Raw genomic sequence first — 17707 nt, 5'->3', positions numbered from 1 at the left:
GGACAGAGAACCTTGACAGCGGCAACTTGTGCGTCACAGACTCGTCACATCTATCGATGGATATAGGCCGGAAGCGCTTCCAATTTATGGTCTAATCCCGAGGGAACTGGAGACCTCAATGCTCATCACGCGAGCTCGCGCCCTCGAAGCGTTGGGTGCCGCCATCCTCGGCGCGGTCGTGGCCGTGACAGCGACCGGTGTCGTGCCGGCCGAGGCTGCCATCGGCCCCAGCTTCGTCGACAACTTCAACGCCTTCGACACCAGCCGTTGGTACAAGGCCGACGGTTACAGCAACGGCAGCATGTTCAACGCCGGCTGGCGCGCTGACCACGTCTGGATCAACGGCGGCGTCGCGGGCCTCAACCTGGACACCCAGTCGTGCCCGGGCGGCTGCTCCGGCAAGCCGTACGCCGCCGGCGAATATCGCACCACCGACCTGTACTCGTACGGCCGCTTCGAGGCGCGACTGAAGGCCGTCAAGAACCCCGGCACCGTGACGTCCTTCTTCACCTACACCGGCCCCAGCGACGGCCAGCCCTGGGACGAGATCGACGTGGAGATCCTCGGCAAGAACACCACCCAGGTGCAACTCAACTACTTCACCAACGGCGTCGGCGGCCACGAGACCGTCATCAACCTGGGATTCGACGCCTCGGCCGGCTATCACAACTACGCCTTCGAGTGGTGGAACCGCGGCACCATCAACTGGTTCGTCGACGGAGTGCTCGTCCACCAGGAGAACGGCTCGCGCGGGCCGCTTCCCACTCACCCGCAACGCATCATGATGAACCTCTGGCCCGGCATCGGCGTGGACGGCTGGCTGAAGCCCTTCACCTACCCGGGTACGAAACTGACCGCCACCTACGACTGGGCCAAATACACCAGGTACTGAGGCACAGCCACCCCGGTAGTCGCCGCCGAGGACCACTGCCGCGATCTAGGGTGGCGAGGTGAACAACGGTGGCTTGACCCTGATGGCAGTACACGCGCACCCGGATGACGAGGCCACCAGCACCGGCGGCGTGCTGGCCCGCTATGCGGCCGAGGGCGTGACCACCGTTGTCGTGACCTGCACCGACGGCCGCTGCGGAGACGGCCCGGCCGGCGTCAAACCGGGGGAGGCCGGCCACAACCCCGAGGCGGTCGTGGCCACGCGCCGGCAGGAATTGGCCGCCAGCTGCGCTGTCCTGAAGGTCACCCACCTCGAGACGCTGGGCTATCACGACTCCGGGATGATGGGCTGGCCCGCCAACACGGCACCGGGATCGTTCTGGTCCACCCCGGTGGCCGAGGCCGCGCAGCGGCTGGCGGAGTTGATCCGCCGATACCGCCCGGACGTCATCGTCACCTACGACGAGAACGGCGGCTACGGTCACCCCGACCACATCCAGACCCACCGCGTCACGATGGCCGCGGTCGAGCTGTCCGGCCGACCGGCCAAGGTGTATTGGAGCACGGTTCCCGATTCGTGGATGCGCGACGTCGCGGCGCTGATGCGGGAGGCGGGCGTGGGGTGGGACGAGACCGATGTTTCCGAGCTTCCCCCGATCGGGCTTCCGGACGACCAGATCACCACCTGGGTCGACACCAGCGTCGCGAGCGACCAGAAATACGACGCCCTGGCGGCACACGCCAGCCAGAGCGACGGCGCGCTCTTCCTCAGCCTGGGCAAGGACCGCTTCGCACAGCTCATGGGAACCGAGACCTTCGTCCGGGTGCACGACACGACCGGTGCGCCGCTTCCCGAGAACGACCTTTTCGCCGGCCTGGACGTACGAGACGTATTGGCGGGCTGACTCACCTTCGCCTGCACGTCGTGGTCGTAGAGTGCGATCTTGCCGGTGGCGAGCACATCGAAGGCGCGCTTGCCCGCCTTGACCTTCTCGATCTCCGCGAAGTCGAGGCCGATCCGGCGTCGACGTATCCCGGTCCGCCGGCGTCGATGGCGGACCTTCTCGTCTCGCGTACGAGGAGGTTGTTCAGGGGTTGTTGATCTGGATCGGGACGGACTGGGTCTTCGGGTTTGTGGTGTCCGGTGCCGGGCAGCGTGCCCACAGGGTCGGTGTGCGGATCGTGACGTCGGCGGGGATCGTGGCCTTCGCGGTGAAGGTTCCGGTGGCGAGGGCGGTCGTCGTGGTCAGGTCGCGACTGCCGGCGGTGGGGGCTGTGGCCGGTGGGTTCAGCTGCACTTTTCGTTGCGCCATCGTCGGGCTCAGCGGGGCGCCGCCGTCCCAGCGGAGGCCGAGCGACACGGTCCGGCCCGGCCGGGCCCAGCGGCTCAGGGACCGGATGAACGCCTCCTGCACGACGTCCTCGGCCTGCTCGACACTGCCGGTGACCGAGAACAGCTGACCGACCAGCCGCGGGTACGCGGACCGGTAGAACTCGTCGAAGTCCGGCTGTTCCCGGTCACCGGTGTGCTGGTGCTCCACTCAGTTACGACCCACCGGGGCGGCGTTTTCGAGCTTCTCGGCGGGCGTCAGGGCGAGCCAGGTGAGCTGTTCCTGCGTGGCCTTGCCGTCCGCTTTCAACTGCTTCACGAGTCGGTTCATCTCGGCGACCTGTACCGAGGTCCACACCCCGTCAGTCTTGATCTTCGCCTCGAGCCGGAGCAGTTCCTTGTTCGCCGACGTCCCGGCCTTGGCCTGGGTGACGGCATTGTGGGACACGCGCTGCTGAGCCTGTACGGGTGCGGCAGCGGCCACCGGCTCGGTTTCGTTACCGGTGGCGGCGATCGCGGCGGTGGCCAGGGCTCCGCACAGGCCGGTGGCTACGGCGCCGATGGCGATGGCCGTGAGCAAGGGCTTTCGCATGTTGGGGTCCTTCTTGCCGGGGGCATTGTCGAGACTTCCACGCCCCCGTCCACCGCCACGGCACACCACCACGGGCTTCGTTACCGATCCGTTACCATCGGCGTCCCCTTGACTGTTCAGCGTCGTAGGTACACGGCGTCGAGGGTGGCGCCGGACGGTGCGGTCAGGGTCAGGGTGCCGGTGCGCTGCTTGCCGGTGGGCAGCCAGACCACCGTCCGGACCGGCTTGGACGCCTTGAGCGAGACGGTGCCGAGCTTCACCCCGGCGTGCGTGACGGTGATGCTTCCGCAGGTGGGGCAGGCGCGGGCGACGATGCCGACCCGGGTGGCGGTCACGCCGGTGTGTGCGGCGTTGCCCTTGGCCGGGATGGTGGTGGCGGTGTTCGCGTAGAAGCCGGTCCATGTGATGCGTTTGCCGGCCTTCGACACGGTGAGCCAGCGGTCGTCGAAGGGGCTGAGCGTGCAGTGTTCGGTGGACCAGTCGTTGGTCTTGGCGGTGATGTCGCGGGCGCGCGCCGAGAAGCAGTACGACTTGCCGGCGGCCAGGCTCACCGCCGAGCGGGTGGCGGTCGTCGCCTTCAGGTTCGCCGGGTAGACGTACCCGCTGGTGGCCTGGACGGCCGAGGTGGTGCGCCACCGTACGTCGTAGGTGACCGGTCCGGCTTCGTCGGTGGCCGACCAGGTCACCGTGGCGGTGGTGGCCAGGACGGTGCCCGGCGCCGTGACGACCGGGATGGTGGGCGGTGCGAAGTCGATGGTGAAGGTGGTGTCGGGGACCGGCACGGTCGCGCCGCGGATCTTGGCGTTCAGGTGCAGGGTGTGCCGCCCCTGGCCGAGCGGAGTGCTGACGGAGACCTGGGTCCAGTACAGGTTCCGGTTGGGGCTCTGCTGGAGCGGCGACTGCATGGTGACCTGTAGTTTGCCGTCGATGACCGCGCTGACCTGGTCGGCCGGGCCGGGATTGGTCACCTGCAGGCCGAGCGACACCTGAGAGGTGGGCCAGCCGAAGAGCTGCCCGGCCTTGGGGGCGGTGACCACGGCGGTGGGGGTGGCCTTGACGGTCACCGCGGAGGTGCCGAGCGCGCCGCAGGTGGTGCGGTCGCTGCAGTTCGAGGAGAGCACGGCGATCCGCAGCGGACCCTGCGCCACGTCCCGGCCGTCCACGACGAAGCGGAACGTGCCGTCCTCGGCGACCCGTGCGTTGTCCCAGTACAGGCTCTTGTCGCCGACGATCGGGGTGACCTCGGGCACGACGTCCGGGTGCGCCACCCGCCCGGTGATAACCAGCCCTTCGTCGGTGAAGGAGGTGACGGTCGAGCCGGGCGCGGGGGAGGTCACGACGATGTCGTCGCGGACCTCGTCGACGTAGACGATCGTGCCCGCACTGAACTGGTAGCCGTTGCCGTCCGGCACGTCGGCGTAGATCGTGTACACACCGTCGGCCAGCGGTCCGGTGTCCAGGATGCCGGAGAAGCGTCCGTTGACCACCGGAACGGTGATCGTGGGGTCGTTGTCCAGCGTGATCCGCACGGTCTCCCCGGCGGGAGACCCCGTGGTGGTCCCGCTCACCGTGATCGGTCCCGGTTTGATCAGCTGGTACGGGGTGAGGCTGTCCACCCGGATCGTGGTCGCCGCCTGCGCGGCGGGCTGCACGACCGCCACCGCTCCCGCGGCCAGCAGGATCGCACCGACTCCTGCCGCCCACCGCCGTGGCCGAGTCCACCGCATTATCGTTCCCCGTTCGCCAAGATCATCGAAGGGCATAGTGCCGTTCGGAGTGACCGGCCGCATCCCCCATTCGGGCGCATGCTCCCAGTCCCAGCAAAAGCTTGAGTAGTCCTTTTTGGAATGGGACGAAATGGCATTATGGCGACGAGCGGGCGGCAGTCGACCCGGTTGGCAGGGTGCATCGATCTTGACTGTTTAGTTCGCAAGCTGATCTTGGGAGTAGCGGCGGGTGCGGCGGCTGTTGCCGGCGTCGTTGGCCGTCCTGACGGCGACCGCGGTAGCGGCGTGGTGGTGGCTGCCGGAAACGCAATGGTCGGATACCGCTCGTCAGATTCGGGCGGCCGCCACCTATTGGATCAACTGGCAGCTTGCCGGTGATTCCGTCGACTATTTCGGAGCCGGGAAGCTGGCCCCCCGGTGCAGCATTATTGGTCACTCGCGGTCGAGGAGCAGTTCTATCTCCTGTGGCCGGTACTCATTCTGGTGTTGACCTGGGTGGGGTGGCGGCTTCGGGACCGGCGGTGGCTCTATTTCCCGGGTCTGCTGGTCGTGGTCGGCGTGTCGCTGTGGTGGTCGGTCACCTACACGCGTACTACTCCGGCGTCGGCGTATTTCGTGTCCACGACCCGGGTGTGGGAGCTGGGTGCCGGCGGTCTGCTGGCCGTCGCCGCTCCGGTGATCGCGGGAATGCTGGCGACGCGGCCGGGCGGGCGGGCCCGGGCGCCTCTGGCATATGCGGCACTGGCCGCTGCTGGTGATCGAGCCGGCGGCGCTGCACTCGGCGCGGGGCTGGAAGGACGACGCGGCGATCATCGTCGCCACGCTGGTGCTGGCGGCGCTGACGAAGCGGTATCTGGAGGATCCGGTACGCACCGTGGCGTGGTGGCGTCGCCTCGTGCCGACGTACGCGATGGGTGCGGCCGGGATGGCGGTCGTGCTTGCTGTTGCCGCGACTTGGAGTGGTGTGGAGAACCACCGTCAGGACCGCTACCAGCGTCAACTGGTGGCGCAGGTGGCGAGCGCGGAAGGCTGCTTCGGCGCCGCCGCACTCGATCCTGGTTCGACCTGTGGTCGTTCCCGGCAAGGGGAGTATGTTCCGAAATCGTCGACCTGGCAGCGCGGTGCGATGCCGGAGATGTGTCGTCACCGGTGTCGGTGGTGTTGACGGGCAACTCCCATGCCCTGCAATGCTCGAGGCCTTGTCGGCAGTCGCGGAGGCCGAACACTGGCACCTCATCACCTACTACGCCACCGGCTGCCCGTTCGCGGCGTGGCCACGGCGAATGTTCACGTCCCAGTTCGCCCGTTGCGCCGACTGGGAGCAAGAGGTCCTGAGCAGGATCGTCCGGATGAAGCCGACCCTGGTGGTCACCTCGAACCTCGGCTACCGGTCCCGATTCAAGGGCTGGTTCACGACTGACATCGGCGGTTTTCAACCGGTAGATGCTTATGCTGCCGCCTACGCCACTCTCCGGGACGCCGGCATCAAGACTCTGGTGATAAATGATGCGCCGGCGCCCGCGGGCGGCGACAAATCTGATCCTGCCAAGTATCCGAACGCCGACCCGATCCGCTGCCTCGAAGCCCACCCGACCGACTATGCGGCGTGCTCAGCACCGAGATCGGATTGGGAATACCGCGACCCGGCCGTCGACTCGGTAAAGAGAATCGCCTCCCCGAAGGTCACCTCGGTCGATCTCAATGACCACATTTGCGGCCCTGATACATGCGACGCGGTCGTCGGCGGTGTTCGGGTGCGGCAGGACGACTCGCACCTCACCGGAACGTGCGTCCACACCTTGATGCCGTACCTGCGGCTTGCGCTCGTGGCATCGGTGACAGGCCGGTGAGGTCACCTGGTGAGCACTGGTGCGGCGATCAAGGCGATCAGGGAATCGGGTTGATCATCCCGGCCGCGCGGGAATCTGAGCCGTCGCAGGGCGGGCATCGCTAGGCTCCTAGATATGCGGCTTCCGCGCCATTTGAACCGTTCTGCGTGGCAGCTGGTCGCGTTGCCACTGGTCGTATGGCTCGTCTTGACGACAACCGCCGCGGCCGGGCTCGGCTGGCTCGAGCGGGCGAACCACGACGGGCTGGCGCGGCGGTTCGATTTCCGCGTCCAGCTGGTGGCGAACATGGTGTCCGCCTATATCGACGAGCTGATCGGACTGCAGCAACGACAGGCTTCGGCTTTCCTGAGCGATCCGGCCGTCCGGCAGGACGTCTTCGACCGGGTGGTCCGGGGTTTCGGCTTCCCGGCCGCCGTTCTGCTCGACGACCGGGGACGGGTGCTGCGGGTGTTCCCGGCGGGCGGCCTGCCCGTCGGCACGGACCTCACCGGCCGGTACCCGCACCTGGCCCAGGCCGTACGGCTGGGAGAACCTGCGGTCTCGTCGGTGACTCCGTCGGTGGCCGGCATCTCGGTGATCAACTTTGCGGCGCCGTTCGACACCCCGGCCGGTCGGCGGGTCTTCGCCGGCTCGGTGGAGGCCGCCCGGAGCCCGCTGACCGGCTACCTGACCGGGACCCTGCCGCCGCAGGAGGTACGGCTGAGGTTGATCGACCAGTCCGATACGACCATCGCGGCCAACCAGGCCGATGTCGGCGAGATGTACGCGGCCGTGCGCGAGCATCGCGAAGGCCGGTTCCGGGAGGACGGTCAGTGGTGGCACTACTCCACCGGCCCGGTCACGCATACGCAATGGCGGCTGGCCGGGGCGATCAGCGAGCAATCGGTGTTCTCCCCGGTGGCCGCGGCCGAGACCGCCAGTCGGTTGGCCGTGTTCACCGCGGCCGTTGCCGGGTTGATCGTGGTCGTCGCGGTCGGGCGGACCCGTCGGGGCCGGCGCCAACTGCAGGAGGCGAACCGGCAGATGGGCGACTTCGTGGCCATGCTCGGGCACGACGTGCGCCAGCCGCTGGCCTCGATAGTCCTGCACGCCGAAGCGCTGCTCGAGGAATGGCCGGAGATCGACGAGAAGACCCAGCGGGAGTACGTGTACCGGATCACCGCCGCCGGCCACCGCGCCGACGCGCTCGTCACCGAGATACTCACCCTCGCGCAGCTCGACTGCGGCGCGCTCAAGGCGTACCCGGAACTCGTCGACGTAGGCGTCGCCGTGCAGAAGGCCGTCGGCGCCGACCTCGATCCTGCCCCCGACGTCACGGTCACCGGGCCGACCACCGCGGTCGCGGACCCCGCATTCCTCCAGCTGATCCTCGGCAACCTGATCGGGAACGCCGCCAAGTACGGCCGGCCACCGATCGAGATCGCGGTCACCGCCGGCGACCGCCTCGTCAGCATCGAGATCAGCGACCACGGCGAAGGCGTACCCGAAGATTTCGTCGCCCACCTGTTCGACCGCTTCGCCCGCGCGGACTCGGGAGTGGCGACCACCAAGAGCGGTACCGGCCTCGGCCTGTACCTCGTGCACCAGCTCGCCACCGCCAGTGGTTTGACCGTCGCCTACCGGCCGCACCAGCCGTGCGGGGCCACCTTCCTGCTCGGTCTGCCGGCGGCCGCCCAGGTCTCGGCAGCGAGCACCGTTCGTCCACCGACCCTTGACCGATCCTGAGTGACCTTCGGGTCGCATCGCAGGGTCCGGGCATGCCGAGGGCAGCGCGCCGACCGGTGGTGTCAGTCGATGTCGGCGGCGAATTGGTCCGTGCCCAGCACGGTGAGTAGCGCGAGTTTCTCGTGGCTGTCGGTGCCCGGGGTGGCCGTGAAGATGAGCAGCGACTGCCCCTGGTCCGGTTCGAGCAGGAGCTGGCAGTAGATGTCGAGCCGGCCGACCTGAGGGTGGACGAAGCGTTTGGTGTCGCTGAACCGCAGGCCCACCTCGTGGCGCTCCCAGAGAACCGCGAATTCCTCGTTGGTGCGCCGCAGCTCGTCGGCCAGGTCCGCCGCGTCGGAGTCCGGGCCGTCTCGGGTGACGGCCGACCTCAGCAACGCGACGTTGGTCCGGCTGTGGGTGTCGTGGTCCTCGGCCAGGTATCGCTCCCGGTCGGCCGGATCGGTGAACCAGCGGTAGGTCGCGCTGCGGGCGTTGCCGGTGTAGTTGGTCTGGTCGCCGAGCAGGGACACCGCCGACGGTGTCTGCAGCAGCGTTTCGCCCAGCGGGCCCATGATCTGTGCGGTGGTGCCGGTCAGGCCGTCCATCACCCGCATCAGCCCCGGGCTGACGTGCTGGGATCGCAGGTCGCGGCGGGTGCTGCGGTAGCCGGCGAGCAGGAACAGGTGGTCGCGTTCGTCCGGGGTCAGGCGCAGGCCGCGGGCGATGGCGGCGACCATCTGCTCGGACGGTTGCGGGCCGTCGCCGCGTTCCAGCCGGGCGAAGTAGTCGGCGGACATGGTGCACAGCTCCGCCACCTCCTCGCGGCGCAAGCCCGCAGCGCGACGGCGTTGCCCGCGGCGCAGCCCGACGTCCTCGGGTTGCAGCGCGGTACGCCGGGTGCGCAGGAAGGCCCCCAGTGACGAGCGGTCGAATGTCCGATCCATGGCTGCCATCGTCTGCCATCCGGCGACGCTCAGCCACGACCTGCCATTCAGCGGTTCTGCGTGTCCTTCCTGCCCCGGTGGCGGGCGGGTTGACTGACCCGGCGATCACCGGTCGCCTCGGACGTCGAGCACAAGGAGCCTGAACCGATGACCAGATGGACAGCGAACGACCTCCCGGATCTGACCGGCCGCACGGTGCTGATCACCGGTGCCGGGCGCGGGCTCGGCCTGATCACGGCGGGCGAACTCGCCCGGGTCGGCGCGCGGGTCGTGCTGGGCGTACGCGACACCACCAAGGCCCGTCGGGCCTTTGCCGGTCTGCCCGGCGCCTTCGAAGTCCGGGCGCTCGACGTGGCCGACCTGGGCTCGGTGCGGGCGTTCGCCGACTCCTGGTCCGGTGATCTCGACATCGTGATCAACAACGCCGGCGTGATGGACATCCCGGCCGCGCGTACCCGGGACGGCCTGGACCTGCAGACCGCCACCAACTACACCGGGCCGTTCCTGCTGACGAACCTGCTGCTCGACCGCATCACCGACCGCGTCGTCCACGTCACCAGCCAACTGCACCGGCAGGGCAAGATCGACCTGACGGACCTCGACTGGCGCTCCCGCGGCTACAACGGGATGAGCGCGTACGAGGCTTCGAAGCTCGCCGTTGTGCTGTTCTCCCTGGAGTTGCAGCGCCGTCTGACCGCCGCCGGCCGCCCGGTGCGTTCGGTGCTCGCCAGTCCGGGCATCGCCCGCACCGCGCTGGCCGCCCACTCCCGGTCGAACGTCATCAACCGGTTCACGTTCCTCACCAACGCTGCGGAGATCGGGGCGTTGTCGGTGCTCTACGCCGCCACCCAGGACGTGCCCGGCAACTCGTACATCGGGGCGGACGGTCTCGGTGGGCTGCGCGGCCACCCGGCCCTCCGCCGGCCGGGCAAGGCCGGCCTCGACCAGGCCATGGCCGCCCGGCTGTGGGATGCGACCGCCGATCTGGTCGCGGTGGCGGCCCGATGAGCCACCTGGAGGTGGCGCGCTCAGGGACTACCCGGCCGCGGACGACGCCGAGCGGGACGAGCTGGGCCGGTTCAGCCCTGAAGGGGCGACGGGACGCCTTGATCATCGCGACGAAGGGCGGGATCGATCAGGCGGAGATGAGGCGATCAGCGGGTTCCCGGGTGGCGTGCAGTTCCCAGTAGAGGTGGGCGAGGTCATCGGGGTGTTGGGGCTTGGCGTCGTCCGGGATGCCCGGGGTTCCGGCTATCCATGCGCCGATCGCGACGTGGCCGGCGTAGATTCCCTTGTCGGCCAGCGCGCCGTTGAGGGTGAGAACCCACTTGCGGAGAGCTGCGCCCGCCATTCCGGTGCCGACGAACATCGGTACGGGTATGACCGAGGATGCGCCGGTGGTGTAGAGCAGAGTCCCGGCGCCGGCCGTCAGCATTGCCGGCAGCACCGTGCGTGTCGCGGTGATCGCCCCATAGCAGACACTCTCCATCTGAGACTCGAGGTCGTCCACGGTGACGTCCAGCGCTCCGGTGTTGCGGACGGCTTCGCTGTTTCCCGCGGGCGGGGCGGAGTAGTGCAGTACACCGATTGCGCCGAGCCGTTCCGCAGCGTTGTGCAGGGCTGCGGTCAAGGCGGCCCGATCGGTGACGTCTGCGGCGAAGCCCGCCGTCTTGACGCCTTCGGCCGTCAGTTGCTCGGTGAGCTCGCCAAGTCGATCCTTCGAGCGTGCGATGAGGGCTACGTCAAAGCCTTGACGGCCGAAGATTCTTCCAAGGGACAAGCCGAGGCGCGCCCCGGCAGCGACGAGCGCGATCGTGGGCATAGTGGGTCTCCTTCGACAGAGGTCGGCTGCCGGACATGTCGACAGGCCGGCATTGACCTCATCACCGGTTCCGGTGACGTGTCCAAGACCGACCGGGACGCGATCGATAACCTGTGTGAATGGATCGGCTGGAAACGCGGGAACTGGCGTACTTCTCGGCAGTTGCCGACGAACTGCACTTCGGCCGGGCCGCGACCCGGCTGGGTATCGCCCAGCCCGCACTTTCCAAGGCGATCCGGCAACTGGAGCGCAAGCTGGGCGTCACCTTGTTCGAGCGGACCAGCCGCGCGGTCGCGCTGACCGAGGCCGGCCGAATATTGACCCGCGAGGCCTACGTCGTGTTGGAGGCGGTTTCCGCCGCAGCGGCGCGGACCCGGCGGGCCGGCAACCGTGAGCCGCGACTGTTGCTGGCCATGAAGCCGGGCGGTGACGGGGGCCTGCTTCCGGCCATCCTCACCGCGTACGAACGCGAACCCGGCGTATTGCCGGCCGAGGTGATCTTCGAGGCCGACAGCGCTCGTGCACTGCGCGAAGGACGGGCGGATGCGGCGCTGCTGTACGCGCCGCCCGACGATCTGGACCAGCTCGACACCGAAACCCTGTTGACCGAGGCGCCGGTCGCTGTCCTGCCCACGTCTCACCCACTCGCGCAACGATCGAGCCTGCAGATGGCCGACCTCGCCGGGGAAGACCTGCACCGCAAGCCCAGCGAACCCGGCGAGATGCCGAGCCTCAGCACTCTGATGCACCTGATCGCTCTCGGACGTAAGGTCGCCGTCCTACCCCGGGTACTGACCACGCCGCTCCGCGACGATCTCACCGCGGTACCGATGACGGACCTCCCCTCGATCAACCTTCTACTCGCCTGGCCGGCGCACAGCACGTCCCCATCGGTCGCAGCCCTCGTCCGCGCCGCGGCGTCGGCAGCCGCTGCCCGCGAGCCCGACTGACCTCAATGCGAACGCCTACCCCCAAGCATCCGTCGATTCACTTGTTGTACGACAAATGGTCATTGTCCGACCATTGGCGTCGATCTCAGCCGGACGTCGTAATGGCCGACAAGAAGGTGTAACGCCTTAACGCGTCGCTTTGGCCGCGTCGCCGACGAAGGGGTGAATTCGTGTCTGACGGTTCAACTGATGGTCGGTCGACGCCGTTGTCGTGGTTCCGGAACCTGCGGGTAGCCGGGAAGCTTGTCGCCGGTTTCAGCCTGGTCTGTGTTTTCACCGTGATCGTCGGGGTCGTCGGTGTGCTGCGGCTGGAGGAGACGAACAACCGCACCGAGGACATGTACCAGAGCAACCTGCTGGCCATCGACTACGTAGGCGACGTCCGAACGGACATGGCATTCATCAGATTCCAGCTGCTGAACATGCTCATCGCCGACTCCGCGACGAACAAGCAGAAGGCGCAACAACAGATCGACCAGCTCGACACCGACCTCGACAAGCAGTGGGCGGCCTATCAGGCCACCGGCATCGTCGGCCGGGAAACACAGGTCAAAGCTGTCACCGACAGCCTCGAGGCGTACCGGAAGGTCCGCGACGATCAACTCGTTCCACTGGCGATGGCCGGCAACACCACCCAGTTCGTGAAAGTGCGCACCGCCAACGCCGACGCCCTGATCACCAGGATGACGGCCGGGCTCAACGAGATCGGTGACATCGAATCCGCTGCCGCAGCTCAGTCACTGACCGAGTCAAAAACGGCAGCGAGCCGGGCAAGGTTGCTGATCATCGGGCTCGTCGCCCTCGCGGTGGTACTTTCCGGATTGATCGTTTGGCTGGTCAGCCGTTCCATCGCCGGTCCGCTGGGGCGCACGGTTGCCGTGCTGGCCGGGCTCGCCGAAGGCATCATGGACCAGCGCCTGCACGTGGGCAGCACGGACGAGATGGGGCAGATGGGCCGATCGCTCAACACCGCCCTCGAACGGCTCACCACGGCGATGCGCGAGATCGGCGTCAACGTCGAGACCCTCGCGTCCTCCTCCGAGGAGCTTTCCGCGGTAGCGAAGTCGGTCAACCAGTCCGCCGAACGTTCCGCCGGTCAGGCGCAAGGAGCCTCATCCGCGGCCGAGGAGATCAGCGTCAACATCGCCACGATCGCCGCCGGCTCCGAGCAGATCGGCGCCTCGATCTCCGAGATCGCCCGCTCGACGTCCAACGCCGCCGAGGTCGCTGCCGGCGCGGTGACCAGCACCGCCGAGGCGCGGCAGATCCTCGACAAACTCGGCGCCTCCTCGGCCGAGATCGACGACGTCGTCAAACTGATCACCAGCATCGCCGAGCAGACCAACCTGCTGGCCCTGAACGCCACCATCGAAGCCGCCCGGGCCGGCGAGATGGGCAAAGGCTTCGCCGTCGTAGCCTCCGAAGTCAAAGACCTCGCCCAGGAAACCGCCCGCGCCACCGAGGACATCTCCACCCGGGTATCGGCCATCCAAGGTGACTCCCAGGCGGCGGTAACCGCGATCATCGCGATCAGCGAGGTCATCCAGAAGATCAACGACACCCAGACCGCTATCGCCGCGGCCGTCGAACAGCAAACCGCCACCACCACGGAGATGAGCCGCAACGTCGCCGAGGTCGCCACCGGCTCCGCCGAGATCAGCGCCAATGTCAGCGGCGTGGCCCAGTCAGCCGCCGAAACCACCAGCGCCGCCGCCAACACCGAACAAACCTCCGCCGACCTCGCCCGGGTCGCCGGCGCGCTGCAGACCAACCTCGCTCGTTTCCGCTACTGAGCCGCCAACCGCGCAGGCGCTTACGACGGCGTGCCGGCGCTCCGCGGTCGTTCAGAGGTAAGTCGTCGAGCATTTCCACGACGCCCGTCCCGCGCGGTCTCCTCCTGCGTTTGTGCCAGTCGACCATCGACCCGCCGCGCCGCCGCGCAGTGGCGGGCATTGTGGTCGGTGCCGGGGAGAACAAGCGCTTCGGTACGTCATATCTCGATCAGGAGCCTTCGATGAATTCTCGCCATCTGCGCGTGGTGGTTCTCGGCGCGATCGGCGTCGGTCTGGCGCTGAGCCAGCAGGCGTGCGCTAACGATGCCGCTGCGCCGGCGGCAGCCGCACCGAGTCAGACGTCGCCCGGGCAGGCCGCCGGTGCGTCGGTCACACCGGAAGCGACCGCTGACTCAGGGGATTCCGGTGGCTCGGACCAAGCCGATGGCTCCGGTGGATCGACCGGCAAGACGAGCACGGTGCCCGGCTGCCTCAACAACGACGTCACGCTCGACGTGACCTTCCAGCCTCAGGCCGTAGTGGGACACCACCGGCTGGGACTGGTCACGGTGACCAACTCCTCGGATCACACCTGCAAGGTCCGGGGACACTTCGCGATTGCGCTGATCAATCCGGCCGACGAGGACACCGGCGTGCCCCTGGAGATGGTCGATCAACCGGGCGAGGCGATCACCGTCAAGCTCAAGCCCCGCACGAGCGCGTTCGCCGGCATCAAGTGGACCGTCTGCGACAAGGGCGACAGCGCCTGCCACGTCGGCAACAGCCTGCGGTACAACTTGCAGAGCTCGGGCAACGGGAAGACCGCCGAGCTGGAAGGGTTTCCCGCGGGGGAGAAGAACGCCATCACCATGACTTCTCTGCAGATCGGCACACTGCAGCCCATCCGTACGGGCGTGGTCGCCTGGTGATCCGCGAAGGTTGCCGCCGACCAGAACTTCGAAGCTTCGATTGGCATCCATTTCTTCCCCGGTCGGCACCACTTATGTCCGTTCGGTGGTCTTTGCGGTCTGGTGCAGGACGGTTCTGATGCGGTCGAGCAATTCGTGGCTGGTGAAGGGTTTCTCGACGATGGTGACGCCGTCGGGCAGGGTGCCGTTCTCGGTGAGGACGGGTTCCGCGTAGCCGGACATGTAGAGCACGGGGATGCCCGGGCGGCACTGGGCGATCCGGGCTGCGACTTCGTTGCCGAGCATTTTGGGCATGATCACGTCGGTGAGGAGCAGGTCGATGGGGCTTGGGTGGGTTTGGGCGAGGTGGATGGCTTCGGCGCCGCCCGCGGCGGTGAGTACGTCGTAGCCGGCGCGGGTCAGTACGCGGCCGGTGATCTGGCGCAGGTCGTCCTCGTCCTCGACCATGAGGATGGTTTCGTGGGGTGGCTGCTGGTCGGCGGGTGGGCCGGCGGGGGTGTCGGTGTTGGCCGGGTTGGTGTGGGCGGGGGTGTCGACGGCGGGTAGGACGACGGTGACGGTGGTGCCGATGCCCGCTTCGGAGTACAGGCGCACGTCACCGCCGCCGGCGGTGGCGATGCCGTAGACGGTGGCCAGTCCGAGTCCGGTGCCGGAGCCTTTGGGTTTGGTGGTGTAGAAGGGTTCGAAGGCGCGTTCGATGACGTCGGGTGGCATGCCGGAGCCGGTGTCGCTGACCCGCATGCGTACGTAGCGACCGGGCGGGAGGGTACCGCCGCTGCTGTCGTCGGCGGTGAGTTCGGCGTTGCTGGTGTCGATGGACAGGGTGCCGCCGCCAGGCATGGCGTCGCGGGCGTTGACGGCCAGGTTGAGCAGGATCTGTTCGATCTGGCTGGCGTCGGCGTGGACGTGCCACAGCTGCCGGTCGAGGCTGGTGATCAGGTGGATGTGTTCACCCAGGGAGCGGCGCAGCATCTGTTCGACGTCACCGATGACGTAGTTGAGGCTGAGGACGGTGGCTTGGGTGATGTCGCGCCGCCCGAAGGCCAGCAGTTGTTTCGTCAGTCGCGCGGCCCGTTCGGCGGCCCGGCTGACCTGGCCCAGGTCGTTGCGGACCTCGGCCAGTTCGGCCGATTCGAGGACCGGGCTGTTCAGGGTGTCCAGGACCATGTCGGTGTAGTTGCTGATCACGGCCAGGATGTTGTTGAAGTCGTGGGCTACCCCGCCGGCGAGTTCGCCGAGGCTTTCCAGCCGGCGGGCGTGCTGAAGGCGGCGTTCGCCGGCGTCGCGTTCGGCTTGGGCGATCAACCGCTCGCGTTCCGCCTGGGCGATCAGTCGGCCCGTGACGTCGCGGATAGCGGTCGTCACGATCATGCCCCGATCCGTGCTGACCGAGGACAAGCTGATCTCGGCGGGGAACTCGGTGCCGTCCTTACGCACGGCGGTCAGCGCTGCTCCGGCGCCCATCGGCCGGTTACGCGGATGGGCGGAGTAGCCGTCGCGGTGCTGCACGTGGTGGGTGCGTAGCCGCTGCGGCACGAGGACGTCGACCGGTTGGCCGATGAGTTCCTCCCGCCGGTAGCCGAACAGTCGTTCCGCCTGCTCGTTGATCAGTGTGATGGCGCCGTCGCGGGTGACGCCGATGATCGCGTCCGGTGCGGCTTCCAGTAGTCCTTCGAACATCGCCTCAGCGCGCTGGCGTTCGGTGATGTCCCGGGAGATCGATGCCACCCCGGTGACCCGGCCGGTGGCGTCGGTGATCGGTGACAAGGTCAGCGACACGGTGATCGTGGTGCCGTCCTTGTGGCGGCGCGCCACGCGATACTGGTCGATGTTCTCGCCGCGGGTGATGCGCTGGATCAGTTGCGCCTCGGCGTCCTGCTGCGCGTTCGGGAACAGCAGGGAGGCGTGCCGGCCGAGTACCTCGTCGCGCTGGTAACCGTAGAGTTGTTCGGCACCGGCGTTCCAGCTGGTGATCACCCCGTCGAGGGTCTTGCCGATGATGGCATCGTGCGAGGATTCGACGATCGCCGCGAGGCTTTCGCGTTCGGCCGAGGTCTGCGCCCGCCGGGCCAAGGCTGCGGCATGACTCGCGAGTGCGGTGAATGCCTCGACGTCGTCCTCGGCGAAAATGCTGCGATAGCGGTTGAGCAGTAGCAGCGCACCCCGCTCACCGGGCGCGTCCACCGCGGTCGCGGTCACGAACCGGGTATCGCTGGCCTGAGCGAACATCACCGCCACCACCGGCGGATGGGTCCAGCCGGCCAGCGCGTCGATCGGATCATCGGCCGCCAGTAGTTCGTCCAGGCCCGCCGCTGTGCATTCGAGCATGTCCACCGGCCGGGCGGCGCCACCAACCACCCGCACACGGTGATCCGCGGCCGGCATCAGGACCACCACGTTGTCCGCGCCAAGCACCGCCGTAGCGTCGTGGCAATAGCTGTCCCACGTCTGGTCCGCCTCGCTGGCCGGTAGGGCCAGCAACCGGCGCACGGCCGCATTCGTTGCTCCTGCGGCCCACATCCGCCGCAGCCCGCGGGGCGGTACGAAGGCCGCGAGATAGAGCAGGCCGGAGACCACGGCCAGCAGTCGGGCCTGCACCGCGGCACCGGTAGCGGAGATCAGCAAAGCGGTACCGAACACACCGGTGCCGGCGGCCGCACACCACAACCGCACCCGCGCCGCGCCACCGCGCCGCCGAGCCGCGGTACCCAGCAGCCACGCCGCGAGGACCTCCGCGCCGAAGAACACCGCCACCGCCGGCCACACCACCGGCCGTGGAATGGGCCGGGTCGCCGACGCCAACACCGGCACAGCACTCAACGTCCATGCCACCAAGCTCGTCGGCCACCACCACGAGCGCAGTGGACGCAGCCGGCTCACCAGCCGCAACGTGAACAGCGGTTTCGCCAGCAACAACCCGATCGCGAAGATCATCAGTGGTCGTGGTGGCGCACCGACGAACAATCGGACCAAGCCGATCACGAACAGCATCGCCACCGACGCGAACATCCACATCACGTCCCGCAGCAACGGATCACGGCGCTGCAGGTACCGCCACGACACCCACAGCAAGATCAACGCAAACAGGGAAGTGACCAGGATCAGCGCCATGAGAAACCTCTGTCCCCGCCGACAGGCGCGCCTCGACATAGAGCAATAAGGTTCAGAATATGACAGAACCCAATGAATAGTGTCC

At 67.8% G+C, this 17707-nt stretch carries 15 protein-coding genes; 9 read left to right on the top strand and 6 right to left on the bottom strand.

All coding sequences use genetic code 11. The features are described 5' to 3' along the window. Positions 1–118 precede the first annotated feature (118 nt). Positions 119–892 (top strand): beta-glucanase, encoded by a 774-nt coding sequence (gene bglS, locus Ato02nite_RS09055; protein WP_213005969.1) that lies wholly within the window; start codon positions 119–121, stop codon positions 890–892. Between the two features lie 82 nt (positions 893–974). Continuing rightward, positions 975–1796, top strand: a complete 822-nt coding sequence (locus Ato02nite_RS09050; protein WP_246606385.1) for a PIG-L family deacetylase — start codon at positions 975–977, stop codon at positions 1794–1796. A 183-nt stretch (positions 1797–1979) separates the two neighbouring features. Here the strand turns inward: Ato02nite_RS09050 and Ato02nite_RS09045 are convergent, their stop codons facing one another. The 3 genes from Ato02nite_RS09045 to Ato02nite_RS09035 all read right to left on the bottom strand — a co-directional run bounded on the left by Ato02nite_RS09045 (position 1980) and on the right by Ato02nite_RS09035 (position 4540). Then, positions 1980–2432, bottom strand: coding sequence for a sigma factor (locus Ato02nite_RS09045; RefSeq protein ID WP_213005967.1), 453 nt, complete (start codon positions 2430–2432; stop codon positions 1980–1982). After that, the gene (locus tag Ato02nite_RS09040; protein WP_213005966.1) at positions 2433–2801 is read right to left on the bottom strand and encodes a hypothetical protein; all 369 of its coding nucleotides are present in this window, start codon (positions 2799–2801) and stop codon (positions 2433–2435) included. It abuts the gene before it with no gap. A 128-nt stretch (positions 2802–2929) separates the two neighbouring features. Next, complete coding sequence (locus Ato02nite_RS09035; protein ID WP_213005965.1) at positions 2930–4540, bottom strand: hypothetical protein; 1611 nt, start codon at positions 4538–4540, stop codon at positions 2930–2932. 733 nt (positions 4541–5273) lie between these two features. Between Ato02nite_RS09035 and Ato02nite_RS09030 the strand changes: the two genes are divergently transcribed. The 3 genes from Ato02nite_RS09030 to Ato02nite_RS09020 all read left to right on the top strand — a co-directional run bounded on the left by Ato02nite_RS09030 (position 5274) and on the right by Ato02nite_RS09020 (position 8115). After that, positions 5274–5705: a hypothetical protein gene (locus tag Ato02nite_RS09030; protein WP_213005964.1), complete on the top strand. Its 432-nt coding sequence runs from the start codon at positions 5274–5276 to the stop codon at positions 5703–5705. A 22-nt stretch (positions 5706–5727) separates the two neighbouring features. Then, complete coding sequence (locus Ato02nite_RS09025; RefSeq protein WP_213005963.1) at positions 5728–6390, top strand: SGNH hydrolase domain-containing protein; 663 nt, start codon at positions 5728–5730, stop codon at positions 6388–6390. 186 nt (positions 6391–6576) lie between these two features. Next, the gene (locus tag Ato02nite_RS09020) at positions 6577–8115 is read left to right on the top strand and encodes a sensor histidine kinase (RefSeq protein WP_213005962.1); all 1539 of its coding nucleotides are present in this window, start codon (positions 6577–6579) and stop codon (positions 8113–8115) included. A gap of 62 nt (positions 8116–8177) precedes the next feature. Here Ato02nite_RS09020 and Ato02nite_RS09015 read toward each other — a convergent pair whose 3' ends face one another. After that, entirely contained in the window at positions 8178–9038 is an 861-nt protein-coding gene (locus Ato02nite_RS09015; protein WP_213005961.1) for a helix-turn-helix transcriptional regulator, read from the bottom strand. 147 nt (positions 9039–9185) lie between these two features. Here Ato02nite_RS09015 and Ato02nite_RS09010 point away from each other — a divergent pair, with 147 nt between their 5' ends. Beyond that, positions 9186–10046 carry an SDR family NAD(P)-dependent oxidoreductase gene (locus tag Ato02nite_RS09010; protein ID WP_246606362.1) on the top strand — a complete coding sequence of 287 codons (861 nt, stop codon included), beginning with the start codon at positions 9186–9188 and terminating at the stop codon, positions 10044–10046. 127 nt (positions 10047–10173) lie between these two features. Here the strand turns inward: Ato02nite_RS09010 and Ato02nite_RS09005 are convergent, their stop codons facing one another. Then, positions 10174–10860: an SDR family NAD(P)-dependent oxidoreductase gene (locus Ato02nite_RS09005; protein WP_213005960.1), complete on the bottom strand. Its 687-nt coding sequence runs from the start codon at positions 10858–10860 to the stop codon at positions 10174–10176. 119 nt (positions 10861–10979) lie between these two features. Here Ato02nite_RS09005 and Ato02nite_RS09000 point away from each other — a divergent pair, with 119 nt between their 5' ends. From Ato02nite_RS09000 to Ato02nite_RS08990, 3 genes are all read left to right on the top strand, one after another. After that, the gene (locus Ato02nite_RS09000; RefSeq protein ID WP_213005959.1) at positions 10980–11810 is read left to right on the top strand and encodes a LysR family transcriptional regulator; all 831 of its coding nucleotides are present in this window, start codon (positions 10980–10982) and stop codon (positions 11808–11810) included. 206 nt (positions 11811–12016) lie between these two features. Next, on the top strand, positions 12017–13603 hold the full coding sequence (locus Ato02nite_RS08995) for a methyl-accepting chemotaxis protein (protein WP_213005958.1): 1587 nt from the start codon (positions 12017–12019) through the stop codon (positions 13601–13603). A 110-nt stretch (positions 13604–13713) separates the two neighbouring features. Continuing rightward, on the top strand, positions 13714–14511 hold the full coding sequence (locus Ato02nite_RS08990) for a DUF4232 domain-containing protein (RefSeq protein ID WP_213005957.1): 798 nt from the start codon (positions 13714–13716) through the stop codon (positions 14509–14511). 72 nt (positions 14512–14583) lie between these two features. Here Ato02nite_RS08990 and Ato02nite_RS08985 read toward each other — a convergent pair whose 3' ends face one another. Beyond that, positions 14584–17589, bottom strand: coding sequence for a PAS domain-containing hybrid sensor histidine kinase/response regulator (locus Ato02nite_RS08985; protein ID WP_246606353.1), 3006 nt, complete (start codon positions 17587–17589; stop codon positions 14584–14586). Positions 17590–17707: the final 118 nt, after the last annotated feature.

It is taken from the genome of Paractinoplanes toevensis, assembly GCF_018332695.1.
GTDB lineage: Bacteria > Actinomycetota > Actinomycetes > Mycobacteriales > Micromonosporaceae > Actinoplanes > Actinoplanes toevensis.
Note: the sequence above shows the minus strand (reverse complement) of the source record. Positions and strands in the feature narration are given on the sequence as shown.

Coding starts and splice junctions, on each gene's coding strand:
- bglS (WP_213005969.1), top strand. CDS start 119: ATGCTCATCACGCGAGCTCGCGCCCTCGAAGCGTTGGGTGCCGCCATC.
- Ato02nite_RS09050 (WP_246606385.1), top strand. CDS start 975: ATGGCAGTACACGCGCACCCGGATGACGAGGCCACCAGCACCGGCGGC.
- Ato02nite_RS09035 (WP_213005965.1), bottom strand. CDS start 4,540: ATGCGGTGGACTCGGCCACGGCGGTGGGCGGCAGGAGTCGGTGCGATC.
- Ato02nite_RS09030 (WP_213005964.1), top strand. CDS start 5,274: ATGCGGCACTGGCCGCTGCTGGTGATCGAGCCGGCGGCGCTGCACTCG.
- Ato02nite_RS09025 (WP_213005963.1), top strand. CDS start 5,728: ATGCTCGAGGCCTTGTCGGCAGTCGCGGAGGCCGAACACTGGCACCTC.
- Ato02nite_RS09015 (WP_213005961.1), bottom strand. CDS start 9,038: ATGGATCGGACATTCGACCGCTCGTCACTGGGGGCCTTCCTGCGCACC.
- Ato02nite_RS09010 (WP_246606362.1), top strand. CDS start 9,186: ATGACCAGATGGACAGCGAACGACCTCCCGGATCTGACCGGCCGCACG.
- Ato02nite_RS09005 (WP_213005960.1), bottom strand. CDS start 10,860: ATGCCCACGATCGCGCTCGTCGCTGCCGGGGCGCGCCTCGGCTTGTCC.
- Ato02nite_RS09000 (WP_213005959.1), top strand. CDS start 10,980: ATGGATCGGCTGGAAACGCGGGAACTGGCGTACTTCTCGGCAGTTGCC.